Genomic DNA, 21,981 nt, shown 5'->3' on the forward strand with positions numbered 1-21,981 from the left:
GTTATTGCACTCGTTTGAGCGTAAAAGAAATACTTGTCCCCCGGCCAAGCTCGCTGCTGGCCCGGATTTTGCCGCCATGTCCTTCTATAATTTGCTGGGCAATGGCAAGGCCAAGCCCGCTCCCTCCGGCAGCCGTCTGATTGCGAGAAGGCTCCACCCTGTAGAAGCGTTCAAAAATATGAGGAATGGCTTCCTCTGGAATACCGGGACCATTATCCGTTATCGTAATAACCACATCGTCCTCATCGCGATTAACCTCAATAGTAATGCGCTTTGGCGGCTGATTCATATACTTGAGGCAATTATCAAACAGATTGATCAGAACCCGCTTCAGCTTCTCGCGGTCTGCAAGCACGAACAGCGGCTGCTCCGGCATGTTCTCCCAGCTTACATCCACATGCTGATTATGGAATTCAATCGACATATCATCCGCCGTATTATAGAGGAACGGGCTTAGCTCCAGCTTTTGGAATGAAAAAGGCTCCTTCTTCAAATCCAGCTTGGAGAAGTAGAGAAGCTCGTTCACGAGCCGTTCCATGTCCGACGCGCGGGTGTGAATCGCCGACACGTATTTGTTCAGCTTCTCTTCCGTGTTGGTGACACCGTCGCGGATCCCTTCGGCATAACCCTTAATCGTTGTAATCGGCGTCCGCAAATCATGCGAGATGTTCGAGATCAGCTGTTTTCGGTTCTCCTCGTAATGAAGCTGCAGCTGAATCGACTCGTACAGCCTTTGACGCATCTGATCAAAGGTTTGGACCAATTGTCCAACCTCATCCTTCGACGCCGCTCTAAGCTCAAACGTCAAATCCCCGTCCTTGATATGCTCCGCGGACCGTCTAAGCTGTTCCAGCGGCTTAATGATTTGACGGGTGACGTAACGGTATAAGAGAAATCCGGTCAGCAATAAGATGACCGCAAACAAACCGATCAGAATCGGAAGCATTCTGCGGATGACCTGGGCGAACGGACTTCTCTCGTGAATGACGAAGATGCTGCCTTTCTCCTTCGATTCGGCCGAGAAATAAAAGTCAAATTTGGAATAGGAGAAAAACCGGCTTCCGGCGTTAAGCGTATTGCGGATCACGTTGTTTCCCAAATCGTATTCCGGCAGGATAGCCGGAAAATCGACGCCGCTAAGCGAAGGCGCCGCATACAGAATCGAATCGTTTACGCGGACAACAAGCGCGGCCTTTTCCATTTTCAGATCGGTATTGTATTTTTCCAGCAGCCGCATGTTCTTTAACTGCTCCGGATCGTTTTTCGCCAAATATTTCAGATCCAGAAAGAGACTCTCTTCTTCTTCCGACAGCGGATGGAGCGAATAATGAATTTTGTAGAAATTATTGAAGCTGCGCACATCTCCCGTTACGGCAACGGACAGCAAATAAGAAGACAAGACAAATAGAATAACCGATACAATTACGACCGAGGTAAACGATAGCAGCAATCTGAATCGCAAGGACAATGTACATCACCGCACTCTGTATTATTTTTGCTAAGTGTAAGCTATTTCGGCATAACCTAAACAAGATTTTTAGGGATGGTGCCCATTAAAGCATAGCAGAAAGGTGTAACAAGTCCGCAAACAACATATAAACAATTTATAAACGGCAAAGAACAGAAAAATGGCGTCACAGTTTAATCGCTGTGACGCCATCTTATAATTATTTTAGTAAGGCTAGAAGTTCCGGCATGGCGTGAATGCAAACGTCTGCGTCTGCCAGCTCGGAGTCGCGTCCGTAGCCGGCATACGCGCAGCCGATTGCGACAAGGCCGTTGCCTTTTGCCGCTTCCACATCCGAGGAACGGTCGCCTACCATCCAGGCTGTCTTGACCCGATGGTCGCTGAGCAGCTTGGCGACAAGGTCAACCTTGCTCGCCGTCTGGAATTCGCCCGCGCTGTACAAGCCGTCGAACAGCTCCGCAATACCTTGGAAACGCGCCACCTCTTTGACGTAAGTCTCCAGCCCGTTGCTTGCCACAAACAGCTTGATGCCCTGCTCCTTCAGGCTCTTCAGCGTTTCCGCGGTTTGAGGGTACAATCTTCCTCTTCCCGCTTCCAGCTCCTCCAGCTCATATTGCACCATCAGCTCATCGGCGCGAAGACGCGCGGCTTCCGAGCTTTCCGGCATCAGCTTGCGCCAAATATCCTCGAGCAGCATGCCGAGGCAGCCAAGCAAATCATCGAGCGGAGGAGTCCGGTCGTATAGTCCTTCCTCGCGCAAGGTACGGAACAATCGCTCATGCACCGTTTCCAGCAGGGTAGCTGTTTCAAACAAGGTGCCGTCCATATCGAAGATTACCGCATCCGGCCGGTCAAATTGAATCGCCATGACATTTTCCCCCTTTGAAGTCTGCCATTATCATAATGGATAGGGGGACATGCCGCAACCTTGCAGCCAAGATTACTTAATGCCTTCCAGCCACTTGTCGACTTGATCCGAATGGCTGTCGGCCCAGGCTTTCGCCGCCTCTTCCGGCGACTGTCCTCCCTGAATGGCAACCATGACCTGAGCCATATCGTCCGCCGTCCAAGTGAACTGGTCCAACAGCGCATAAGCATCGGACTTATCCGATTTCAGATCTTTACGGGCAATGGTATGGATGCTTTCTTCACCGCCGTACACGCCTTTTGGATCCTCCAAATATTTCAGATCCATATTGGCAAACATCCAGTGCGGCGTCCACCCCGTAACGACAATCGGTTTTTTCGCCTCATAAGCCTTCTGCAGCTCCGTTGCCATAGCGGCCGAGGAGCTTTCGATCAGCTTCCATTTGCCATCCAGGCCATAGTCCTTCAGCGCTTTATCGGTTGACTGCATAATACCGGCACCAGGCTCAATCCCGATGATCTGATAATCAACGGATTTACCGGTTGCTTCGTTATTCAGATCTTCTATCGAGTTTTCCTTCATATAGGAAGGAATAACAAGCCCTGTTTTTGTTCCTTCCAGGTTTGGACCAAGGTCCTCTACGCTGCTGCCGTACTTCTCCAAATACGAGGCATGCGTTGTTGGAAGCCAAGCCGCTACCATCGCATCGGCACTGCCGTCCGAAACTCCCGCCCACATGGGGCCTGCATCTACCTGCAGCAGTTCAACGGAATAATCCAATTTCGATTCCAGAACATATTTAACGACATTTGTGCTTGCAATCTCCGAATCCCAAGCCACGTAAGCCAGTTTAATCTTTTTCGAGTCCGTTTTCTGTGAGCAGCCTGCCAGCGCAGCTGCCAATACAATTACCGCTGTTAAAGCCAATCCCCATTTTTTCTTCAACATGCTTCACCTCTAGCGTTTATTTTTTTTCACGATATGGTTAGACATCCGGTCAAGTAAAATGGCCAATACAACAATGGAAATCCCCGCTTCAAAGCCAATTCCGGTTTTCGTCTGAGTAACCGCGCGGTATACGTCGGCCCCTAGTCCTTGCGCTCCGATCATGGAAGAGATAACAACCATGGACAGCGACAGCATAATCGTCTGATTAATTCCCGCCATCATTGTAGGAAGCGCCATGGGCAGCTGGAGTTTGAACAGCTTCTGGTTTGGCGTGGAGCCAAACGCATCGGCTGCTTCCACCAGTTCAACAGGTACCTGCCGGATACCGAGATTCGTCAGGCGAATCGTTGGCGGTACCGCAAAAATAATCGATGCGATCACACCGGGCACAACCCCCAGCGAGAAGAATGATACAGCCGGCAGCAAATAGACAAATGCGGGCATCGTCTGCATTAAATCAAGCAAAGGAGTTATAATACCTTGCAAGAATGAACTTCGTGCGCACAAAATGCCGGTTGGCACGCCAATAATAATGGAAAGCAACGATGCCGTAAGCACGATGGATAAAGTCTCCATGGCATGCTCCCAATAGCCTAGATTATCAATCAAGAGCAGCCCGATCAGCGCAAACGCGGCAACCTTCCATTTTCCGAGGAACCAGGCTAATGCCGTAATAATCAGAATCATAAGGATTGAAGGGCTGAAGAGAAGAACATTATGCAGAAAATCAACGATGGAGCCTATAATCAGGCGGATGAAGTCAAACAAAGGGGTAAAATGATTTTCTAACCAGCTTTCCAACGATTCAATCCAGTTCCCTAACGGAAGCTTAGGAATATTATTCACCTTGCACCACCTGCCTCTGGTATTGCGTTTCCGGCAAGTGCGGCAAACACGGCCCCGCGAATGACGATGCCAAGCAGCCGGTTCGTGTCATCCGTTACCGCGAGCGGAATGCTCGAGGCCGCCATAGGCTCAAATAATTCATTAATCGGTGTTGCCGAGTCTATGGTTGGTACTTCCTTAATCAGAATATCTCCTATCGATAAATTCTCTTTCAGTGCCGCGGAAGCAAGCTCTGCCGTGATGACGCCAAGAAGCTTCTTCCCTTTATCGGTCACATACAAGCTCGATACCCCTTGCTCCTTCATGAGCTGAAGGGCAACACGCGGACCGCGTTCTAAAGTAATCGTTGCAGGCTTCCGCATGACATGAGCAGCGGTCAACACTTTGGAGAGATCTACATCCTCTATAAATTTTTCAACGTACGGGGTAGCCGGCTTGATTAAGATCTCGTCAGGCGTCCCAATCTGAACGATAACGCCGTCTTTCATTAACGCAATCTTGTCCCCGATGCGCAAGGCTTCGTCAAGATCGTGGGTAATGAAGATAATCGTCTTCTTCATGGTGGACTGCAGCTGCAGTAATTCATCCTGCATGTCCTTGCGGATTAGCGGATCAAGCGCGCTAAACGCTTCGTCCATTAGCAGAATGTCCGGATCGTTGGCCAGCCCTCTGGCCAATCCGACGCGCTGCTGCATGCCTCCGCTTAATTGATCCGGATAGCTGTTTTCCCATCCGCCAAGGCCTACCAGCTGCAAAGCTTGCTCGGCCATTTGCCTTCGCGATTGCTTCTCGATTCCTTGAATCTCAAGGCCGTATTCTACGTTTTGCAGAACCGTCCGGTGAGGAAACAGAGCGAACTTCTGAAAGACCATTCCCATTTTTTTGCGGCGGAATTGCCTGAGCTCTTTGGCGCTCATCTGAACGATATCCCGCCCTTCAAACAAGAGTTGACCGGACGTAGGCTCAATCAATCGATTCAACAAGCGGATTAAGGTAGACTTGCCGCTTCCGGATAAACCCATGATGACAAAGATCTGGCCTGCCTCAATCGTGAAGCTAGCCTGGTTTACCCCTACTGTCATTCTTGTTTCTTTGAGAATTCGTTCTTTCGTCCATCCCTGCTTGAGGAACTGCATCGCTTGCTCCGGATGACTCCCGAATATTTTAGTCAGTTGTTTGGCTTCGATGATGGACATATTCTCCCTCCCTTTTTTTGGTCTGACGATAGTTTAGGCTTTATAACCTTGATCAGTCAACACTAATATCCGTACGTAATTTACGTACAGTTTAAACTTTACGATATGAATACTCCTGATCCCTTTCATTTCCTCCATAATGCATATGGAAATGAAAGCTTTACATTTAAATTCAGATCGGCTTACAATAACAATTGAAGTGTGACAAGGTGAGCCAGGAGGCAATTATGGACGAAAACATAGGCGGCTTAACGCCCGAGCAATCACGGTCGCTGCACGTATCCCGCCAGCGTGTGATTGACTCGATCGGAAAAAACATGGATCTTTATGGCATAACTTTATCAATTGGCCATCTGTATGGTTATATGTATTTTCAAAACGACCCCATTACCCTGGATCAAATGAGCCAGCAGATGGGAATGAGCAAAACATCCATGAGCACCGGCATGCGGACGTTAATGGATTTGAAGATGATCGATAAGGTATGGGGCAAAGGCTCGAGGAAAGACTTTTACGAGGTTGTTCCCGACTGGTACCAGAACTTTACGGACTTCTTCTCGATTAAATGGCGGAAAGCCGTGGAAAGCAACATGGCCTCTCTGCAAAAGTCATTAAAAGAGATTCACGCGCTTCAAACATCAGATCCCGATAACAGCACCTTGCAGGAAATCACTTCAGTTGATGAGCAGAAAATTAACGAGGCTCTTAACTACTACCGCTGGCTGCACCGTTTAATCGATTCGTTCGAATCCGGTGAAATATTCGATTTTATACCTAAGGAAGACTAAATAGCAGAAGGGGTGTCCATAAGTCATGAAAATGACGATGAGACACCTCCTTTTTTATCTGTGCTAAACAACTGCCACCGATTCCCTGCTAACCGAAAAGCAATTGCAAATGCTCTAATTGACGCAAACGCGAAATCGCATCGTACATATTCCATCTGCTCTCTTCCACGACAAATGCTTGTCCGTTGCGAACTGCGGGAATGCTGAGCCACATATCGCTTTGAAGCATCTGTTCCGTGGTTTCGCGGGCCGATGCATTAACCGGCATGGGGACAAAAACGATATCTCCGGCATACTTGGCGATGTCCTGCGGATTAATCATTAGATAAGCCTTGCTTTCAGCAATCAACTCCTGTATCTGCCCGGTAAGGGAATTCTCATCCATGCCATGCAGCAGCTCGGACAGCCCAAGCCTTCCCATAACGAACCATTTGTGCCCGCGGTGGCAGATAAATACGGATGCCTTCTCCCCGGCTAGAAATCGTTGCTTCCACATGAGACTAGCTTGCTTGAGACGCAGCGAATATTGGTCGGTAAAGCTGTCCGCTTCCTTCTCCTTGTCCAGCCATTCACCAAGCCTTCGCATCCTCTCCAAAAGGGGATCGTAAGAATTATAGACAAGGGTTGGCGCTATGGCGCTAATCTCCCCGTAAATACGCTCATCCATATTGGACAAAATGATCAAATCGGGCTCTAATGCTCTAGCCATTCCCAATCGGAACGGAATTCCGATATCCTCTATATCCGCCAAGCCGTTCTCTTCTTCCGCAAGCCAAGAGGTTCCCAATTCGTACAAGTTACTCCCGACCGGTCTGACGCCAAGGGCCAGCAAGTCCCCCAACACTTCGCCAAAATACAAAATTCGGCGGGGACGAAGAGGTATCCGTACCTCATGGCCGGCATCATCCGTCACCAGCTTGCTTCCGCGCATAGACTCCGCGTATTGTCTTGGCGCCATTCCCGTATGCTGGCGAAAACGGCGGCTAAAATAATATTCATCCTCGAAGCCAACCTTGCGTGCAATCTCGCGCAGCGGGTCGTCCGTTGTCAGAAGAAGCATTTTCGCATGTTTGATCCGAAGCTGGTTCAAATATTCGAGCGGAGCCGAGCCCGTCAGTTGCTTAACCATCAAGGCATATTGACCCGGCTGCATGCCGGCTTGCTCGGCCAAATGTTTGACGCTCAGCTGCAGCATGTAATGCTCTTCCATGAACGCCACCGACCGCTCCGCCGACGGTAGAGATCCGCTAGCGGCTTTTTCACCGGAGTTATGCTGCAGCAGCATGCCGACCAACTCCGTAAACAGCATACGGCGGCTGAACCATTCCATTCCTTTCTCTTCGCCTTGCTCGTTTACCGCTCCTTCATCCTCGCCCGCGGATGCCGTCAATTGCTCGGCCAGCTTGATTGCGCGCATATAAGGGAATAACCTCCAGTTATAGTGATTAGAACTGAGCGGTTCACGAAAACCTTGGTCGGTCTCCGCATTTAGAATTTTGAACGTAATGGAATAGAGTTGGACCGGATTGCCCGAATAATTGCTTATATACCATCGCTGCCTAGGAGGCAAGATGTAACAGCTTTGCTCTAGAGCAGGGATCAAAACATCATCCGCATACAAGCTGCAATCCCCTGCTGCAACAAGAAGCAGCGTATAGGCACGAGCGCTTTGCTCCACCGTGACGTAATCCTCCCGAATCTCCCACTGCCGAGCTTCCAGCATATGAAACAGCAAGGAGCGAAACGTCTCCCATTCTAACCTTGAATGATGCATTTGACGTCCTCCCGACATGACAACAAAAATTGTTATCATTGTAGACGATCAAAAGCCGCTTATCAACCAGCGATAAGCGGCTCTATCCAATCGATCAAGCTCAGTTCGTCTTCAGCAGCGTCTTCGGCAATTGCTGAATTAACCATTCCCGCGACAGCGCGTCGCTATAGGCCTCCATCACGCCAAACGTATACACCTTGCCATTCTTGACGGCATCAAGTCCGTTCCACACCTGGCTTTTCTCCAATTCCTTCATGTCGTTGACCGCTTCCTCTGGAATTGGCGTAAGCACGAAGACATGGTCGCCCGCGTATTCCGAGAGCTTCTCGAGGCTGATCTCGACAAAGCCTTGTCCTTCATCCAGCGCTTTTTGGACCATAGGCGTTGGCTTCATTCCGCCTTCGTCATACAAGATTTGCGATAATCCCGTATTGGCCATCGCGAACAATCGCTTGCCCGGATACATAGTGAATACGGTAGCGGTCTCTTCTTCTCCGATCCCCGCTTCCCTGATCTCCTTCCACATGGCTGCTTCCTTCTCGTGATAGCTTGCCAGCCATTGCTTGGCTTCCTCTTGTTTCCCGAGAAGCTGCCCCAGCTTGGTCAAACGCTCGTCAAGCGAACCAAACGTATCGAAAGTAACCGTTGGCGCCACCTTGGAAATTTGCGCGTACTGAGTCTCATCCGCATTGCCGAATATGATCAGATCCGGGTTCAACTCCAGCGCCTGCTCCACGTTAAACGGAAAGCCAACGTCCTTCGCATCCTTGAAATGCTCCTCGCTCAATGTACCCTCGACAGAACTAAGCATAATGCCCACCGGATTTACGCCAAGCGCAGCAAAGTCACCGGTTGTTTCCCCATGGAAAATGACGCGCTTCGGCTCAGTTGGCACCTCGACCGAATGGCCTGTCCAGTCATTATACAATTGGGTCGCAGCTATTTCTTTTTCTCCGTTCTCCGGCTTCACGCTTTCAGCTGCGTTATTTTTTTCTCCTCCGCAAGCGGACAGCGCACCCATCACTAGCGTTGTCGCCATGAGGCTCGTCAACCATTTGCCAACCTTCTTCATTTTATTGCCCTCCATCAGTCTTTTCGTCCCTGCAATAGATAATGATAATCATTATCTATGAAAGTACTATACGAAAATCCGGATGCTGTCTCAATGGACAAATAAAATAAAGCTCATTTTTTTGTCCATCCTACCTTTAATAATAGGTTAAGGCGTGATGGTTCGATTTTTAAAATAATACTTTGCGTCTTGTTCGTTAATTTCCCGTAGAACTTTGCATGGATTGCCAACTGCAACTACATTCGATGGAATATCTTTTGTAACGATACTACCTGCTCCGATCACCGTATTATCGCCAATTGTAACGCCGGGAAGCAAAATTGCTCCCGCTCCAATCCAGCAGTTCCTCCCGATAGATACCGGCGCGTTGTATTGATAAGCTTGTTCCCGAAGCTCAGGCAGAATAGGATGACCTGCTGTTGCTACGGTTACGTTAGGGCCAAACATGGTGTAGTCGCCAACGTAAATATGCGTATCATCAACCAACGTTAAATTAAAGTTAGCGTATACTTTCTTACCGAAATGAACATGTTTGCCACCCCAATTGGAATGCAGCGGCGGCTCAATATAACATCCTTCTCCTAGCTCAGCAAACATTTCTTGAAGCAGAGCCGTTCTTTTTTCATATTCCAACGGACGTGTCCCGTTAAAATCATAGAGCCTCTCAAGACAATTCGTTTGCTCTTTAGCCAGTTCTTCGTCCCCAGGCAAATATAAATGGCCATTGTGTTGTTTTTCCTTTATATCCATTTTAGTAACACTCCTCGTATTTTTTTATTTCTCACCCGGAAAGATCTCTTGTAATATTATTTAGCCACTTGAATCGGCGGTAACGCATGAATGCAACCGGTGATTTTATAACTTCGTCTAAACAAATAATGGCGAATAACGTTATTGGCGGGAGACGCCATACAAAGGCACTCAAGTACCCCAGCGGAAGTATGATCCCCCACATGACGGCAACGTCACACCAAAACCCAAACTTGGAATCACCTCCAGCTACGAATATTCCGCCTATCGTCGACGAATTGATTGATTTTGGAATACAGTAATACGCGCATATAAACAGCATTCCATTCAAGTAGCTTTGCGCTTGATCGTTCAAACTGACCACTTGTAAAACGAGAGGTTTAATGAATAAAACGCTAAGACCCGCAAGAATGCCAAATAATACGGCGTAAGCATTTATCTTGCTGCCAGCCCTTCTAGCCGTATCCATGTCGCCATTGCCTAAATATTTTCCGATAAGAACAGAACCCCCGCTCGCAATGCCCCCGCACAACACAATAGCCAGATTCTTGACCACCGAAGCGACTGAATTTGCAGCAACCATATCCGCGTTTACATGCCCAAAGATCGCTGCCGTTACGGTCAAAGCACCTCCCCAAACGATATAATTCCCTAGGACCGGCAGCGTGTATCTAAAGAAATCCTTTTGCAGATTTTGTTGCATGGCATCATACACCGGAAATTTAAACTTTATCTTGCCCTTCACAGAATGAACGATGCAGCAGCCAAGTTCTATGAAACGTGCAACAACCGTCGATAAAGCAACCGCCGCAATGGCCTTCTGCGGATGATCCGGAAAAAGCACAAAAATACTTAGCGCATTAAAAAGAATATTTATGATAAGGCACATAGAACTCGTCCAAGCGCTAAATCGCGCATTTTCCATGCTTCTAATCACACTGAAATACATCTGCGATATTCCGCTTACTACATACGAGAACGAGATCACTTGCAGGAAACTGGAGCCATAGTCGATTAAATCCCCGTCATTTGTGAAAAAGCTCATTAACCACTCGGGCATAAATAGCGATATACCAAAAAAGATGAAAGAGATTATCGTGCAAAATAGGCAGCCGATCCAAAAAACGCGTTCAATGGTTGCTAAATCTTGTTTTCCCCAATATTGTGCAGTGAGTATCCCTGCCCCCGTAGCCAGCCCCATATAAAATAAAGTTAAGACGAATGTGATTTGCCCCGCCAAAGATACGGCGGACATCGCAGATTGGTTAATGAACCCCAGCATGACGACATCTACCGTAACAGCCAGCGCCGAGATAAGATTCTGCATAGCAATCGGGATGACCAGGCTAATAAGTTGACGATTGAAACTTTTGTCGGTATAAGCAGCAGTTAACATATTACGCAGCATATCCCCCCTCCTTTTTTACTTGTTACTATAAAAATAGTTCAATTCTATATTGTTATCCATCAGAATTGACTATAATAATATCAAAATCGTACATAAAGAGAGGGGTGCTTCGTAAAATGCAATTAGATGTTTTCTCTGATTTATCCGAGCGGTTGAACTATAATTTAAAAAATTTTCAATTGTACATCAAAAAAGGGACATTGATGCCATTCGACAAATATGCAGCGGCCTGTCATTGGCATCCTGATTTGGAGTTCATCTTGGTGCTGGACGGCTATATGAATTTTTTTGTTAATGGCGAGACTGTTCTTCTAGAAAAAGGAACCGGGATATTTGTTAGCAGCAAACGTCTGCATTACGGTTATTCTCCCGACAAAATTGACTGCAGTTACATTGTGGTCTGTATTCACCCTTCACTGCTTGGCAATGAGCAATGGATCGGCAAAGAATATTGGGAAGAGAAGTTTGGACCAAATACGGAGGACTTTATCGTGCTCACAGAGCATGAATCCTGGCACAAAGACGCTCTTGTCAGCCTAAACCAACTTTACGAAGAGATGCATGCCACGAAACGAAATCCGATTCGACTGCTGTCCATCGCCATGTCTTTAACCGCAAACATCGGAGATCGCATCGGAGAAAAGAAAGAGCCGACTGCCATTGATCCATCCTGGTTCTATGTCTGGAAAATGACTGCGTTTATTCATGGTCATTTTGAACACAAAATTACACTGGATGACATAGCTGCCGCAGGTTCGGTGAGCAGAAGCCAATGTTGTATTCTTTTCGGGAAATACGTAGAGCAATCGCCAAACACCTATTTAATGAAATACCGCATCAAAAAGAGCTGCGAGCTCCTAAGCGAAACCGACAGATCGATAAGCGAGATCGCTATCTCTTGCGGCTTCCAAAGCTCCAGCTACTATACATTTGTGTTCCGCAAGGAATTAGGCATCGTTCCAAATGAATACCGCAGGCAATATAGGGACGCGCATCAATAAAAAAACCAGCAGCCGGACAAATGCCGGTGGCTGGTTTGAGCGTTCTTGTGTTACATCTGCCGTCTTCTCCATGGAATAAAGGGCAGGTACATCAAGGTGAATAGAACAATAGCAATCCCCTCTTCCACTACTAGATAATAGGGATAAGGCCCCAATAAATCCAATAGGGAGGCTCCTTCAGGCTTTTCCCTAAGGAACATGTAGTTGGCATCCAGCCAGTAATCCGTACCTCCCACCACAACGAGAAGAATGTTCAGAAAAACCATCGTTATCCAAACGGATTTCCAGGTCGGCCGGAAGCTCTCGATCCACGTCATATAGAGAGGGGCAAGGATAATGGCGATATGAACGATGAAGAAGTGAAAAAAACGGAAATGCGGATACGGATAATCCAAATCCGGCGTCAACATCGCTTGCATCGCACCGCCGATGCCAGCGAAAAATACAATCTGATACAGCAGCTTGCTTCGCGTAAACAGCATAATAATCGCAAGCATTTGCGATATACTGCAGAGCTCAAGCGGAAGCGTATATTTAACGCTCCACAGTCCCACGATGGCGTACCAATAATAAAGAAGAATTTGAGGTGCGAGCAGCCCCAGGAGGATGCTGTACCGGATAATGGTTTTTACTGGTGTATTGCTCCGGATTCGCGCCCGAAAGCCGTATAGAAGAAGGGCCAGCACAACCAATGCGGCAAGCATAACGGTGTGCGAAGAGGAGTAGGGAATAAATTCTTCTTCCACGTACCGTGCAAAAAACGAAGTCAAAGCTTCCCTCTCCCTTCTCGGAATACGGCCTTACTTTTGAGTAATCGGAATGGATATCTTTTTATTATACTCCTTAATGTAATGGAATCCCTCTACCAGCAGAAATTCCGGTTTGTCCTGAGCCTGAACGGAGTAAGTCTGCTCTCTTAGAATATTCCCGTTCCCCAGATCCCAGGGACGCGAGACGGATCTCGAAGCGATTGGGACTTTTTTGCCGCCAGCTTGCACAAATAAATTGGTGGTGTCCAAGATTGTAAATTCTTTACTGGCAATAACGATATCATAGCCGCTTACGGTTTGCGTTACGCTGCGAATCCATAACTTCTCGTTGCTCATTTTTATGGAACGGTCGGAAGGTGAAGTTAGCGGAATCGGCTTCGTTATCTTCTGGTAACCGCTGAATTTATCGAGTACGATTTCCAGCGATTCAATCTTATCCGTTGGGAGCACATCATAACTAAACTCGAATGTAGGGCTATTTTTCCCGTCTAACCCGCCCGACCGGTAGCCAAAGGATTCAACCTCCGTACCATTAACCAAAAGCTTTGTTTTCCCCGGGAACATCGGGTGCCCTCCATTATTATTCAATTCGTAATGTCCTCTGATGACCGTTGAAGTCGGAGAAGCTATGACGGAGTCATAATGAACCGTTCCTTCATCAACAGCTGCTTCTCTGGAGACTTTCTCGTTAATGATGCTTTTCATAGCCTTGTTGGCCTCAAACTTGAAGGAGATCGGTTGTATTTCTTGTTCGCCGCTATCCAGCCGCTCACTAAAGTTCGCTGTTAATGTTCGGGAAAACGGATTTACGGGCTCGAATTTATAAACCCCTTGGAACTGTGTCTTATCCTTGCTGTAATTGCCTCCGCCTTCCGTCACATTGGAATTCGTCAGAAACCCTTTTACTTTGGTTACGCCGTAACGGATAAATTCATCAGCCTTAAATGTTAACCCCTCTGGCAGCTTGACGGTGTAATACATAAGAAAAGCATTATCGTCAGCAATAACTCCGTTAATCGTAATGACCGTGCCGTCCTTGAACGTTTTGCTCTTATTAACGGTCTGTCCGTACCCCTGCTCCGCGACTTCGGAGAAGCTCAGCGAGGTTAACTCCATTCGGTTAAGCAGCTTACCTCCAATGTATGCGAATGCCGGGTATTGATACGTGGATACGATAATCAGCAGAGCCGCTGCTGCGGAAATGCTCCACATAAGTGCCTTGTTATTCCTGCGTTTTTTCTCGGGAATCCGGTGAAGAGCCTGCCGCAACCGATCCTCCAATTCAGCCGGAGCCTGGATCTGATTTAAATTTTGTTTGTGCCTCTGAATTTTATCCTCAATCGCTTTCATAACGATCACCTCCGATAATCCCCTTTAATTTCTCTATGCCCTGCGAAATTCTTGACTTGATTGTTCCGAGCGGAGCACCCGTCATGTCGGCAATCGTCTGATAAGGAAAGTCATGGACATAACGAAGCTCTATCGCTTCCCGTTGATGGGCATTCAGATGGGATAGCAGCGTCTGCATATCCATCTCGGATTCCGTGCCGCGATACGGATTTTCTTCCGTTAACCCATAGATTACTGCTTCCTGCTCGTCCTCAAGCGGCGTGAACTTCCCATTCTTGCGAAGCAGGGCTCTGCATCGATTAACCAGAATCGTTTTGCTCCAGCTGTAAAAGGCTTCTCTCTTTTGGAGCTGATCAATCTTTTCGTATAAGGTGACAATCATATCTTCCATAGCATCCATCGCATCATGCTCATTCCCCATGTAGGTATAGGCAAGGCGATAATACGCGTCCTGGTCGGCCATGATTAGCTGCAATAAAGCTTCTTTATCGCCCTTCTGGGCTTGTCTGACTAACCGGCTTACCCTCAATGTTCTCTCCCCTTTCATAGATAAGAGCATGCTGGGGCGCAAAAAGTTCATTTTATTTTAAAGTTTTTCGGATTGAATCCGATACATGGTTAAAATCCGGCCTTTTCCTTAATAAATCTGACAAACCGTGCTGTCGCTGGAGACAGGAATCGTTCCTTTTTGAGATGTAATCCAACTTCCCAGCGCCATCCCTCTTCAGCAATCGGGATCCACTTTATACCTTCGAGATTTAAACCGGCCGTTCTCGGCAGCACCGATATTCCAAGTCCCGCCGCTACAAAACCAGCCACCGTCTGAAGATCCTCCGCGTCATAAGTTGAGGCAAGAGTAAAATTCGAATGATGGACCCGGGCCAGCAGCGAATTTTTCAAGCTGCAGTTATGCTTCAGGCCTACAAATGGCTCCCCTGTAATCTCACCTAAATGAATGGACTCTTGATCCGCTAACCGATGTTCCTTCGAGACGACAAGATAGAGCGGAAGAGACAACATCGGTACCCATTCATAGGTATCATTTACCGGTTGTTCAGAAGTAACCATAAGATCCGCATGACCTTCCTCTACCTGGTTCAGAATAGCTCCCTTGTCGCCTTGCGACAGTTCGAAGGTGATAGCCGGGTTTATTAGCTGATACTCCCGGATGAGCTTAGGAATAAGATCAACCCCGAGTATATTCAAATAAGCGAGATGGATCACGCCGGATTCCGGATTGGAATGCTCCTCGATCTCTTTTTTCCCGCGTTCTACTTCCTGCAGGATCCTCTCCACATGCTTGGAAAACATCATTCCGTACCGGTTAATCTTTAGACTTCTACCTTTCCGTTCGAATAAAGGAACTCCAAGCTCTGCCTCCAGCTTCAAGATCGAATGGCTGAGTGCAGGCTGAGTTATGGATAAGGATTCAGCCGCTCTTGTTAAATGCTCCGTTCTCGCAACTCTTAAAAAATACTCCAATTGGGTCAATTCCATCCGTTCCACACTCCTATGGCTTAAATCATTTATTTTAGTAATGAAAATGATTATAAATATAAATTATATTTATTTTTCATTGAAGAGTAAACTTAAACCCGTTGCCATTGTGAAGCGATTGGCTAGGAGGAATCGACATTCTCATTAATACGGTTGGCGGTTCAAGCTCCCCTGCCGGCGCCCTCGGAGGCATTCCTTTTGGCCGCCTCGGAATGGCGGAAGAAGTGGTTGAGCTCGCTGCATTCCTGGCTTCGGACCGCGCTGCCGCTATTCACGGCAGCGAATATGTCATAGACGGAGGCACGATTCCAACCGTTTAATTAACTTTTTGCTGCCAAAACGATTCCGGATGCATATGCCCTCACGTGACGGAAACAATAAGGGAAATTACGGAAGAGATGGTGGCATTATGTACGGAAAATCTCTAACGAGAGGATTTCGGAAGTATCGCGGATCGAAAGCTCGCACCCAGTCTGCTGAGTCCGATTCGCTGGAGGCCAATCTTAGACTTAATCAGGAGAAACTTAAGCAAATATTCTCGAATACCCCGGACCTGATCCACAGGCATTTTATTCTAAAGGCTAATAATCGTCAGGCTCTTCTTGTTTATCTCGAAGGGTTGTCGGATAAAAACGCCATAAATCGCGATATCCTTCGTCCGCTTAAGCAAGGCACATCGGAGTTAAACGGAGAGAATGATTTCCCGGCAACCATTGGAGAGATACATCGGGTGGGCGATTGGCGGGAGATCGAACGCATGTTATTCGCCGGATACAGTATTCTGTTTGTCGATGGGGAAAGCATGGCATACGGATGCGGTACGCAAGGCTGGCCGCAGAGAGCGATTGAGGATCCGCAGTTGGAAACGTCGCTGAAGGGCGCCCATCAAGGCTTCGTAGAGACCGGAAGCGCCAATATAGCATTAATCCGAAGGTATATCCAAAATAGAGAACTTAAGATTAAAGAATTCACCGTTGGGGCCAGAAGCCAGACCCGGCTATCGATCCTGTACCTGTCCGACGTAGCTAATGCCCAAACGCTTGGCGTGTTGGAAGATCGAATTCGCAAGCTGGACGTGGATGCCGTTATTAATACGGGAGAATTGGCGGAGCTAATCGAAGATTCTCCCTTCTCTCCTTTTCCTCAACTCATATTGACAGAACGTCCTGATGCCGCATCGTCCCAGATTCTCCAAGGCAAATTCGTCGTTGTGGTGGATCGTTCGCCAAGCGTGCTGGTTGGTCCTGCGAATTTTATCTCCTTCTTTCAGAGTGTGGATGACTATAGTACTCGCTGGACAATCGCTACGTTTATTCGGTTTTTGCGGCTTCTTGCCTTCTTTGCCGCCATTCTGCTGCCCGCAATCTACATCGCGGTGGTATCGTTTCACTTCGAGATCATACCGATGAAGCTGTTGTCGACGATTGGCCAGTCAAGAGCCAAGGTTCCCTTCCCTCCTTATATGGAAGCCGTCTTCATGGAACTGACTCTGGAGATGCTGCGGGAAGCAGGCGTCCGTCTGCCCGCGCCCGTTGGTCAAACGGTCGGTATCGTGGGCGGCATCGTCATCGGCCAAGCTATCGTACAGGCTGGCTTAATCAGCAATATTATGGTTGTTGTTGTCGCATTTACAGCCATTTCTTCCTTTATCCTGCCCAATTACGATATGGGTGCTGCGGTTCGTCTTGTCCGATTCGCGATGATGCTGTTTGCTTCCCTGTTCGGCTTCGTTGGGATCGTTATTGGACTATTGACCTTGATTGCCCATCTTCTTTCCCTCCAGTCACTTGGCGTTCCTTACAGCACGCCGTTTGGTCCCGTACGATTCAGCGATTGGAAGGATACGATGATAAGGCTGCCGCTCTGGCTGATGAAGAATCGTCCAACCAGTTCAAACGCGCAGCAGGACAAAAGGCAAGGCGATACCGGACATCAGGAAGGGGACGAGAGCAAATGAACCGTTTAGAAAAAAACTCTTTGTCGTTCCTTCAATTCGTATTCATTATCGCGGGTATTCAAATCAGTATTGCCGTTCTCTCGACACCAAGAGAAGTATCCCGTGTCGCGGGAACGGATGGCTGGATCACGATTATAATCGGTTGGTTGATCACAATCATACCCAGCCTGCTGATCTTTAAGATTATGCAGCGCAGCTCCGGGGGCACCATCCTGGATCTGCTGCAGCAGAGGCTCGGCCGGTGGATAGCCGTTCTCTTTGCTCTAATTATGGCGGCATATCTCGGAGCTATGGCCTATATCGGATTACTCCGAACTTTGCTGATCATCCGCGTATGGTTATTGCAGAATACGTCTCCATTCGTCGTGCTGCTTCTGCTGTTTATTCCGACTTACATCGTCGCGAGGGAAGGACCCAAGCTGCTCGGACGATTTGCCGAGGTGATATTCTATTTTTTATTTTGGCTACCTTTGGTTTATTTGCTCCCCATGAAGCAAGGCCGATGGTTAAACCTTATTCCCATAGCAAAGGAAGGATGGGGGCCAATCTTCTCAGCGGTGCCAGGCGTTCTTTTTGCCTATACGGGCTTTACCGTCGCTTACTTCCTGTATCCTCACTTGACGAACAAGAAGTATGCCGGAGCTGGGCTCCTGCTTGCCAGCACGATTACGATGGCTACCAATTTGCTTATTGCGCTCGTCTGCTTCATGTATTTCAGCCCAAACGAGATGGTAGAGATTAATCAGCCCGTCATTACCGTCCTTAAGACGATTCAATTCAAGTTTGTGGAAAGAATCGAGGTTATTTTTATCTCACTCTACATCGGGATCTATTCCTTGGTTTGGATCCCCTGTCTTTACGTTACGGCTTATTGCCTGAATTGGGCGAGGAACGGCGCCGGCGAGAGGAGCTATCTGATTGGTCTGCTTATCTTTATCGGGGTTGGAACCTACTTCTTCATCCCGACCTTCAACCAAAGCGATTGGCTGGAGCATAACTTAACCAAATCCGGAATCGCTGTCGAATATTTACTCCCCATAGCGGTTTGGATCTGTCTCGTCATTAATGAACGGTTGCGACAAGAGGGGCAGCCGGGATGAGGAAAACGATGAGGATTACAACAATTCTTCTTCTGTTTATTCTCTTGCTTCCCGGGTGCGGAGATAAGATTGATCTCGAAGAAGCGGCAGTACCGCTAGCCGCGGGCATTGATCTCGATAAGAATAATAAGCTGCGGTTTTACGTCTCCAACCCGGTATTCGGGGATAAGAGCAATGACGTGCAGCAATACAATATTCCGCTATCCAGCCTCCGTGAATCAAGAAGCTTGCAGGATGCTTACACTTCCGGAGCACTGGAAGGGAGGAATTATCAGGTTTTGATCGTTGGACGAAAGCTGCTGCAGCACGAGGACTGGTTTAAAATTTTGGACGTCATTTTCCGGGATGCGCGAAATACCGTTCTCGACCGAATGGTCGCCTTCGACGGCCCCGTGGAAGAAATGTTTGCTGTTAAACCGAAAGAGCAGCCTCCCTTGCCCGTTCTATTGCGCGGGATGGTTGATTCCAAGAGCAAACGGGGAACAACGGTACTCACTACCGTTCAGGACATGCACCGGCAAACGTTCGAAGAAGGGCTTACGCCAAGTTTGAGCGAAGTCGATTATGACTCCATGCAGAAAAGCTTTCGTTTAATAGGAACGGCCTTATTAACGCATAAGGGGAAATATGCAGCCTCGCTTGGCTATCAAGAGAGCGTACTGTTAAACCTGTTGAAGAAAAAAGCAGCCAAAGGGGTTACTCTTTCCTTCGCCATTCCCGGGGAGCCTAATGCAGACGTCTTCGAATTGGACAAGGCTAGCTTCGGGATTCGGAAGATCGATACGAAGATTAAATCTTCCTATTCGGATGATCGGTTCCGGTTCCGGGTACAAATGAAGGTGTCGGCGGCTTTGACGGAACAGCTGTTCAAGTACGATATCCAAAACAATGCGGATATGCTTGAGACGCAACTCACGCAGCAAATGCAGGATCAGTTGGAGAAATTAATTCGCAAATTCCAACGTGATCGAATCGATCCGGTGGGGTTCGGTATTTATGCTCGCGCATTCCAATACCAACATTTCAAATCCTTTGAGGATGAGTGGGGAGAAGCCTTCTCGCATGCGGAGGTTGATTTCGACGTTCGCGTTAAAATCATCTCCATGGGCACCATCAGATGAATTAGCCTGATTATGAACTGCGTCTCTAAAAGCAAGATCGTATTAAACCTTATAGAGCATGCAGTTCATATCTTCCGGCTGCCGATTCATCCTTTATTTCGCTGGCTCGTAATGCACATGCACTTCAAGCACTTCCGAAGTTTTTTTCAATTCATTCTCTACTTCTGTCGCTACATCATGCGCTTTATGGAAATCGAGGTTTTTATCGATCGACAAAACCACGTCAATCACGGCATTGCTGCCATAGTTCCTAGCCTTCAGATCCTTAACATCCTCAACTCCCTCAACTTGCTTTGCCTTTTCTTTGAAGTCCTGTAGAGCTGCCTCGTCAAAACCGTCCGATAAGTGGTGGGAGGCTTCACGGAAAATATCCCATGCCGTTTTACAAATAATGAGTCCAACCGCGACAGCTGTAACGGGATCAAGCCAAGGCAGTTTAAACTGAGAACCAACAATGCCAATCACCGCGCCTATGCTCACCAAAGCATCCGAGATGTTGTCCTTGGCAGCAGCCATAACGGCATGGCTTTTAATTTTTCTAGCCAGATTGATATTGTAACGATAAACAACGTACATAACCGCCGCGCAAAATAACCCTGTCCACACCGCAATGAAGTCAGGGGATTGCTCGCTGCCTCTAAATACGGATGAAACCGCATTTATTAACACCTCTATACCAACCGCCATCATAATAAAAGAAGCGATTAAGGAGGCGATAGTCTCCGATTTCCAGTGGCCGTAAGGATGATCTTCATCAGCCGGCTTTTGAGCTAGTTTTAAACCAATAAGCACTGCTATAGAGGCTACGATATCCGTTGCATTGTTTAACCCGTCCGCTTTTAATGCTTCCGATCCCGAGATATTTCCTATGATCAATTTGAGCGCGGATAAACAGATATAAGCAATAATGCTGACAATAGCTCCACGTTCGCCCATTTTAAGATTTTCATAACGTTGTTGCTGCTCCATGCTTCTCAGAAAACTCCCTTCGGCTTATCCATGACTTTATCAATAGTATCAGCCAAAGTTTAAGTGGGTCTAGAGAAACGTTTTTTCAATAAGCGAACATTGTAAACCGGGACAAACTATTTTTACTGAAGCTATTTTTATTGCGGTAAGGCAACATATAAAAATGGCAACGGATAGGAGTCCCGCTGCCATTCACGTATTTGAACCATCAATTCGGAAGTTCGGAAGGCACGACAAGGCCATGTATTTCAAGCCCCTGTTCATTCCGTTGCTTTAGATCCCGCAGGAAATCGATAAAGCCAACCCGAGGCTGCCACCCCATAACCCGTTTCGCTTCGGATAAATCATGCTGCTCAACTTCCTTTGGCAATTCGATGCCGTAGGTCTCCAGCAATTTGACACTTCCCGGAAACTGCTGTTCGCACCACTCCGCCCCTAATCGCGCAAAATCGGACCGCACATGCTCGGGCATGCCATGGCTCGTATGGATAATCGTCTGGAACAGTCCGAACTTTTCCGCAGCCGCCGCTTCGAGCGCCATAACCGTCGCCGAAGCAATGTCCCTGCGGTCAACGCCGTTGCGCAGCAGTCTAGCTCCGAATTCCAGATACGGTCTAGGGATAAATTCATGATAACGGAGCATCGCGATGGAGGCGCCCGTCATCTCATGATAGGCTCGGCAAAGATCTTCGCCTATTACCTTGCTGACGCCATAGACAGATCCCCAGCCATAAGCCATCGACGATGCGTAAACTATTGAACGAATACCTTCTTTTCTGCATGCTTCCAATACATTGTAGGTACCGTCCACGTTAACCGCGAAAATCGTATCGTCGCTGACAGGCGGTTGATGGGCGCAATGCCAAGCCGCTAAATGAATAACTCCGTCCATCCCCCGTACGGCCTGCTGAACATCCGAGACCGTCCGCGTATCGCAACGGACAAATTCGGCTTCCCCCTCATTTATTGCCCCGGAAGGCATAACATCCGCCATTCTCACTTGATGGCCCGCTTGCAGCAGCTCCCGGCATACCGCTTGTCCCGCATTGCCGGATGCACCGGTTACAAGTACTTTCATCGTTTGACGCTCCTCCCTAT

Annotated in this window: 20 protein-coding genes and 1 pseudogene; 6 read left to right on the forward strand and 15 right to left on the reverse strand. The window is 47.8% G+C overall.

Annotated features, from left to right (window positions below):
• Position 1: 1 nt before the first annotated feature.
• The 5 genes from PJDR2_RS22650 to PJDR2_RS22670 all read right to left on the reverse strand — a co-directional run bounded on the left by PJDR2_RS22650 (position 2) and on the right by PJDR2_RS22670 (position 5,326).
• Positions 2–1,468, reverse strand: coding sequence for a sensor histidine kinase (locus tag PJDR2_RS22650; RefSeq protein ID WP_015846059.1), 1,467 nt, complete (start codon positions 1,466–1,468; stop codon positions 2–4).
• Positions 1,469–1,667: 199 nt separating this feature from the next.
• On the reverse strand, positions 1,668–2,336 hold the full coding sequence (locus PJDR2_RS22655; protein WP_015846060.1) for an HAD family hydrolase: 669 nt from the start codon (positions 2,334–2,336) through the stop codon (positions 1,668–1,670).
• A gap of 72 nt (positions 2,337–2,408) precedes the next feature.
• Positions 2,409–3,284: a glycine betaine ABC transporter substrate-binding protein gene (locus PJDR2_RS22660; protein WP_015846061.1), complete on the reverse strand. Its 876-nt coding sequence runs from the start codon at positions 3,282–3,284 to the stop codon at positions 2,409–2,411.
• Between the two features lie 9 nt (positions 3,285–3,293).
• Positions 3,294–4,130 (reverse strand): ABC transporter permease, encoded by an 837-nt coding sequence (locus PJDR2_RS22665; protein ID WP_015846062.1) that lies wholly within the window; start codon positions 4,128–4,130, stop codon positions 3,294–3,296.
• Entirely contained in the window at positions 4,127–5,326 is a 1,200-nt protein-coding gene (locus tag PJDR2_RS22670; RefSeq protein WP_015846063.1) for a quaternary amine ABC transporter ATP-binding protein, read from the reverse strand. The genes PJDR2_RS22665 and PJDR2_RS22670 overlap by 4 nt, the downstream gene beginning before the upstream one ends.
• Before the next feature lie 227 nt (positions 5,327–5,553).
• Here PJDR2_RS22670 and PJDR2_RS22675 point away from each other — a divergent pair, with 227 nt between their 5' ends.
• Entirely contained in the window at positions 5,554–6,114 is a 561-nt protein-coding gene (locus PJDR2_RS22675; RefSeq protein WP_015846064.1) for a GbsR/MarR family transcriptional regulator, read from the forward strand.
• 88 nt (positions 6,115–6,202) lie between these two features.
• Here the strand turns inward: PJDR2_RS22675 and PJDR2_RS22680 are convergent, their stop codons facing one another.
• The 4 genes from PJDR2_RS22680 to PJDR2_RS22695 all read right to left on the reverse strand — a co-directional run bounded on the left by PJDR2_RS22680 (position 6,203) and on the right by PJDR2_RS22695 (position 11,118).
• Positions 6,203–7,888 (reverse strand): AraC family transcriptional regulator, encoded by a 1,686-nt coding sequence (locus tag PJDR2_RS22680; RefSeq protein WP_015846065.1) that lies wholly within the window; start codon positions 7,886–7,888, stop codon positions 6,203–6,205.
• Between the two features lie 100 nt (positions 7,889–7,988).
• Positions 7,989–8,960: an ABC transporter substrate-binding protein gene (locus PJDR2_RS22685; protein ID WP_015846066.1), complete on the reverse strand. Its 972-nt coding sequence runs from the start codon at positions 8,958–8,960 to the stop codon at positions 7,989–7,991.
• Positions 8,961–9,107: 147 nt separating this feature from the next.
• Positions 9,108–9,710 (reverse strand): sugar O-acetyltransferase, encoded by a 603-nt coding sequence (locus PJDR2_RS22690; protein WP_015846067.1) that lies wholly within the window; start codon positions 9,708–9,710, stop codon positions 9,108–9,110.
• Between the two features lie 31 nt (positions 9,711–9,741).
• Positions 9,742–11,118 (reverse strand): MATE family efflux transporter, encoded by a 1,377-nt coding sequence (locus PJDR2_RS22695; protein WP_015846068.1) that lies wholly within the window; start codon positions 11,116–11,118, stop codon positions 9,742–9,744.
• Between the two features lie 116 nt (positions 11,119–11,234).
• Between PJDR2_RS22695 and PJDR2_RS22700 the strand changes: the two genes are divergently transcribed.
• On the forward strand, positions 11,235–12,119 hold the full coding sequence (locus tag PJDR2_RS22700; protein ID WP_015846069.1) for an AraC family transcriptional regulator: 885 nt from the start codon (positions 11,235–11,237) through the stop codon (positions 12,117–12,119).
• 50 nt (positions 12,120–12,169) lie between these two features.
• Here the strand turns inward: PJDR2_RS22700 and PJDR2_RS22705 are convergent, their stop codons facing one another.
• From PJDR2_RS22705 to PJDR2_RS22720, 4 genes are all read right to left on the reverse strand, one after another.
• Entirely contained in the window at positions 12,170–12,889 is a 720-nt protein-coding gene (locus PJDR2_RS22705; protein ID WP_015846070.1) for a TIGR02206 family membrane protein, read from the reverse strand.
• A 30-nt stretch (positions 12,890–12,919) separates the two neighbouring features.
• Positions 12,920–14,239 carry a DUF4179 domain-containing protein gene (locus tag PJDR2_RS22710; RefSeq protein WP_015846071.1) on the reverse strand — a complete coding sequence of 440 codons (1,320 nt, stop codon included), beginning with the start codon at positions 14,237–14,239 and terminating at the stop codon, positions 12,920–12,922.
• A complete protein-coding gene (locus PJDR2_RS22715) occupies positions 14,226–14,768 on the reverse strand; it encodes an RNA polymerase sigma factor (RefSeq protein WP_015846072.1) in 543 nt (180 codons plus the stop codon). The genes PJDR2_RS22710 and PJDR2_RS22715 overlap by 14 nt, the downstream gene beginning before the upstream one ends.
• An 89-nt stretch (positions 14,769–14,857) precedes the next feature.
• Positions 14,858–15,736 (reverse strand): LysR family transcriptional regulator, encoded by an 879-nt coding sequence (locus PJDR2_RS22720; protein ID WP_015846073.1) that lies wholly within the window; start codon positions 15,734–15,736, stop codon positions 14,858–14,860.
• Positions 15,737–15,915: 179 nt separating this feature from the next.
• Between PJDR2_RS22720 and PJDR2_RS32540 the strand changes: the two are divergent.
• From PJDR2_RS32540 to PJDR2_RS22735, 4 genes and pseudogenes are all read left to right on the forward strand, one after another.
• A pseudogene (locus PJDR2_RS32540) lies at positions 15,916–16,056 on the forward strand (SDR family oxidoreductase); the annotation flags it as partial.
• 89 nt (positions 16,057–16,145) lie between these two features.
• Positions 16,146–17,693, forward strand: coding sequence for a spore germination protein (locus PJDR2_RS22725; RefSeq protein WP_015846074.1), 1,548 nt, complete (start codon positions 16,146–16,148; stop codon positions 17,691–17,693).
• Positions 17,690–18,793, forward strand: coding sequence for a GerAB/ArcD/ProY family transporter (locus PJDR2_RS22730; protein WP_015846075.1), 1,104 nt, complete (start codon positions 17,690–17,692; stop codon positions 18,791–18,793). Before PJDR2_RS22725 ends, PJDR2_RS22730 begins: the two co-directional genes overlap by 4 nt.
• Positions 18,794–18,801: 8 nt before the next feature.
• Entirely contained in the window at positions 18,802–19,914 is a 1,113-nt protein-coding gene (locus PJDR2_RS22735) for a Ger(x)C family spore germination protein (RefSeq protein WP_190276165.1), read from the forward strand.
• Positions 19,915–20,007: 93 nt separating this feature from the next.
• Here the strand turns inward: PJDR2_RS22735 and PJDR2_RS22740 are convergent, their stop codons facing one another.
• Complete coding sequence (locus PJDR2_RS22740) at positions 20,008–20,883, reverse strand: cation diffusion facilitator family transporter (protein WP_015846077.1); 876 nt, start codon at positions 20,881–20,883, stop codon at positions 20,008–20,010.
• A gap of 208 nt (positions 20,884–21,091) precedes the next feature.
• The gene (locus PJDR2_RS22745; protein WP_015846078.1) at positions 21,092–21,961 is read right to left on the reverse strand and encodes an NAD-dependent epimerase/dehydratase family protein; all 870 of its coding nucleotides are present in this window, start codon (positions 21,959–21,961) and stop codon (positions 21,092–21,094) included.
• Positions 21,962–21,981 lie beyond the last annotated feature (20 nt).

It is taken from the genome of Paenibacillus sp. JDR-2, assembly GCF_000023585.1.
Taxonomy (GTDB): domain Bacteria; phylum Bacillota; class Bacilli; order Paenibacillales; family Paenibacillaceae; genus Pristimantibacillus.

Bases quoted from the DNA above. Each gene is read 5' to 3' on its own strand.
- PJDR2_RS22655 (WP_015846060.1), bottom strand. From the start codon at position 2,336: ATGGCGATTCAATTTGACCGGCCGGATGCGGTAATCTTCGATATGGAC.
- PJDR2_RS22660 (WP_015846061.1), bottom strand. From the start codon at position 3,284: ATGTTGAAGAAAAAATGGGGATTGGCTTTAACAGCGGTAATTGTATTG.
- PJDR2_RS22670 (WP_015846063.1), bottom strand. From the start codon at position 5,326: ATGTCCATCATCGAAGCCAAACAACTGACTAAAATATTCGGGAGTCAT.
- PJDR2_RS22675 (WP_015846064.1), top strand. From the start codon at position 5,554: ATGGACGAAAACATAGGCGGCTTAACGCCCGAGCAATCACGGTCGCTG.
- PJDR2_RS22680 (WP_015846065.1), bottom strand. From the start codon at position 7,888: ATGCATCATTCAAGGTTAGAATGGGAGACGTTTCGCTCCTTGCTGTTT.
- PJDR2_RS22685 (WP_015846066.1), bottom strand. From the start codon at position 8,960: ATGAAGAAGGTTGGCAAATGGTTGACGAGCCTCATGGCGACAACGCTA.
- PJDR2_RS22690 (WP_015846067.1), bottom strand. From the start codon at position 9,710: ATGGATATAAAGGAAAAACAACACAATGGCCATTTATATTTGCCTGGG.
- PJDR2_RS22695 (WP_015846068.1), bottom strand. From the start codon at position 11,118: ATGCTGCGTAATATGTTAACTGCTGCTTATACCGACAAAAGTTTCAAT.
- PJDR2_RS22700 (WP_015846069.1), top strand. From the start codon at position 11,235: ATGCAATTAGATGTTTTCTCTGATTTATCCGAGCGGTTGAACTATAAT.
- PJDR2_RS22710 (WP_015846071.1), bottom strand. From the start codon at position 14,239: ATGAAAGCGATTGAGGATAAAATTCAGAGGCACAAACAAAATTTAAAT.
- PJDR2_RS22720 (WP_015846073.1), bottom strand. From the start codon at position 15,736: ATGGAATTGACCCAATTGGAGTATTTTTTAAGAGTTGCGAGAACGGAG.
- PJDR2_RS22725 (WP_015846074.1), top strand. From the start codon at position 16,146: ATGTACGGAAAATCTCTAACGAGAGGATTTCGGAAGTATCGCGGATCG.
- PJDR2_RS22730 (WP_015846075.1), top strand. From the start codon at position 17,690: ATGAACCGTTTAGAAAAAAACTCTTTGTCGTTCCTTCAATTCGTATTC.
- PJDR2_RS22735 (WP_190276165.1), top strand. From the start codon at position 18,802: ATGAGGATTACAACAATTCTTCTTCTGTTTATTCTCTTGCTTCCCGGG.
- PJDR2_RS22740 (WP_015846077.1), bottom strand. From the start codon at position 20,883: ATGGAGCAGCAACAACGTTATGAAAATCTTAAAATGGGCGAACGTGGA.
- PJDR2_RS22745 (WP_015846078.1), bottom strand. From the start codon at position 21,961: ATGAAAGTACTTGTAACCGGTGCATCCGGCAATGCGGGACAAGCGGTA.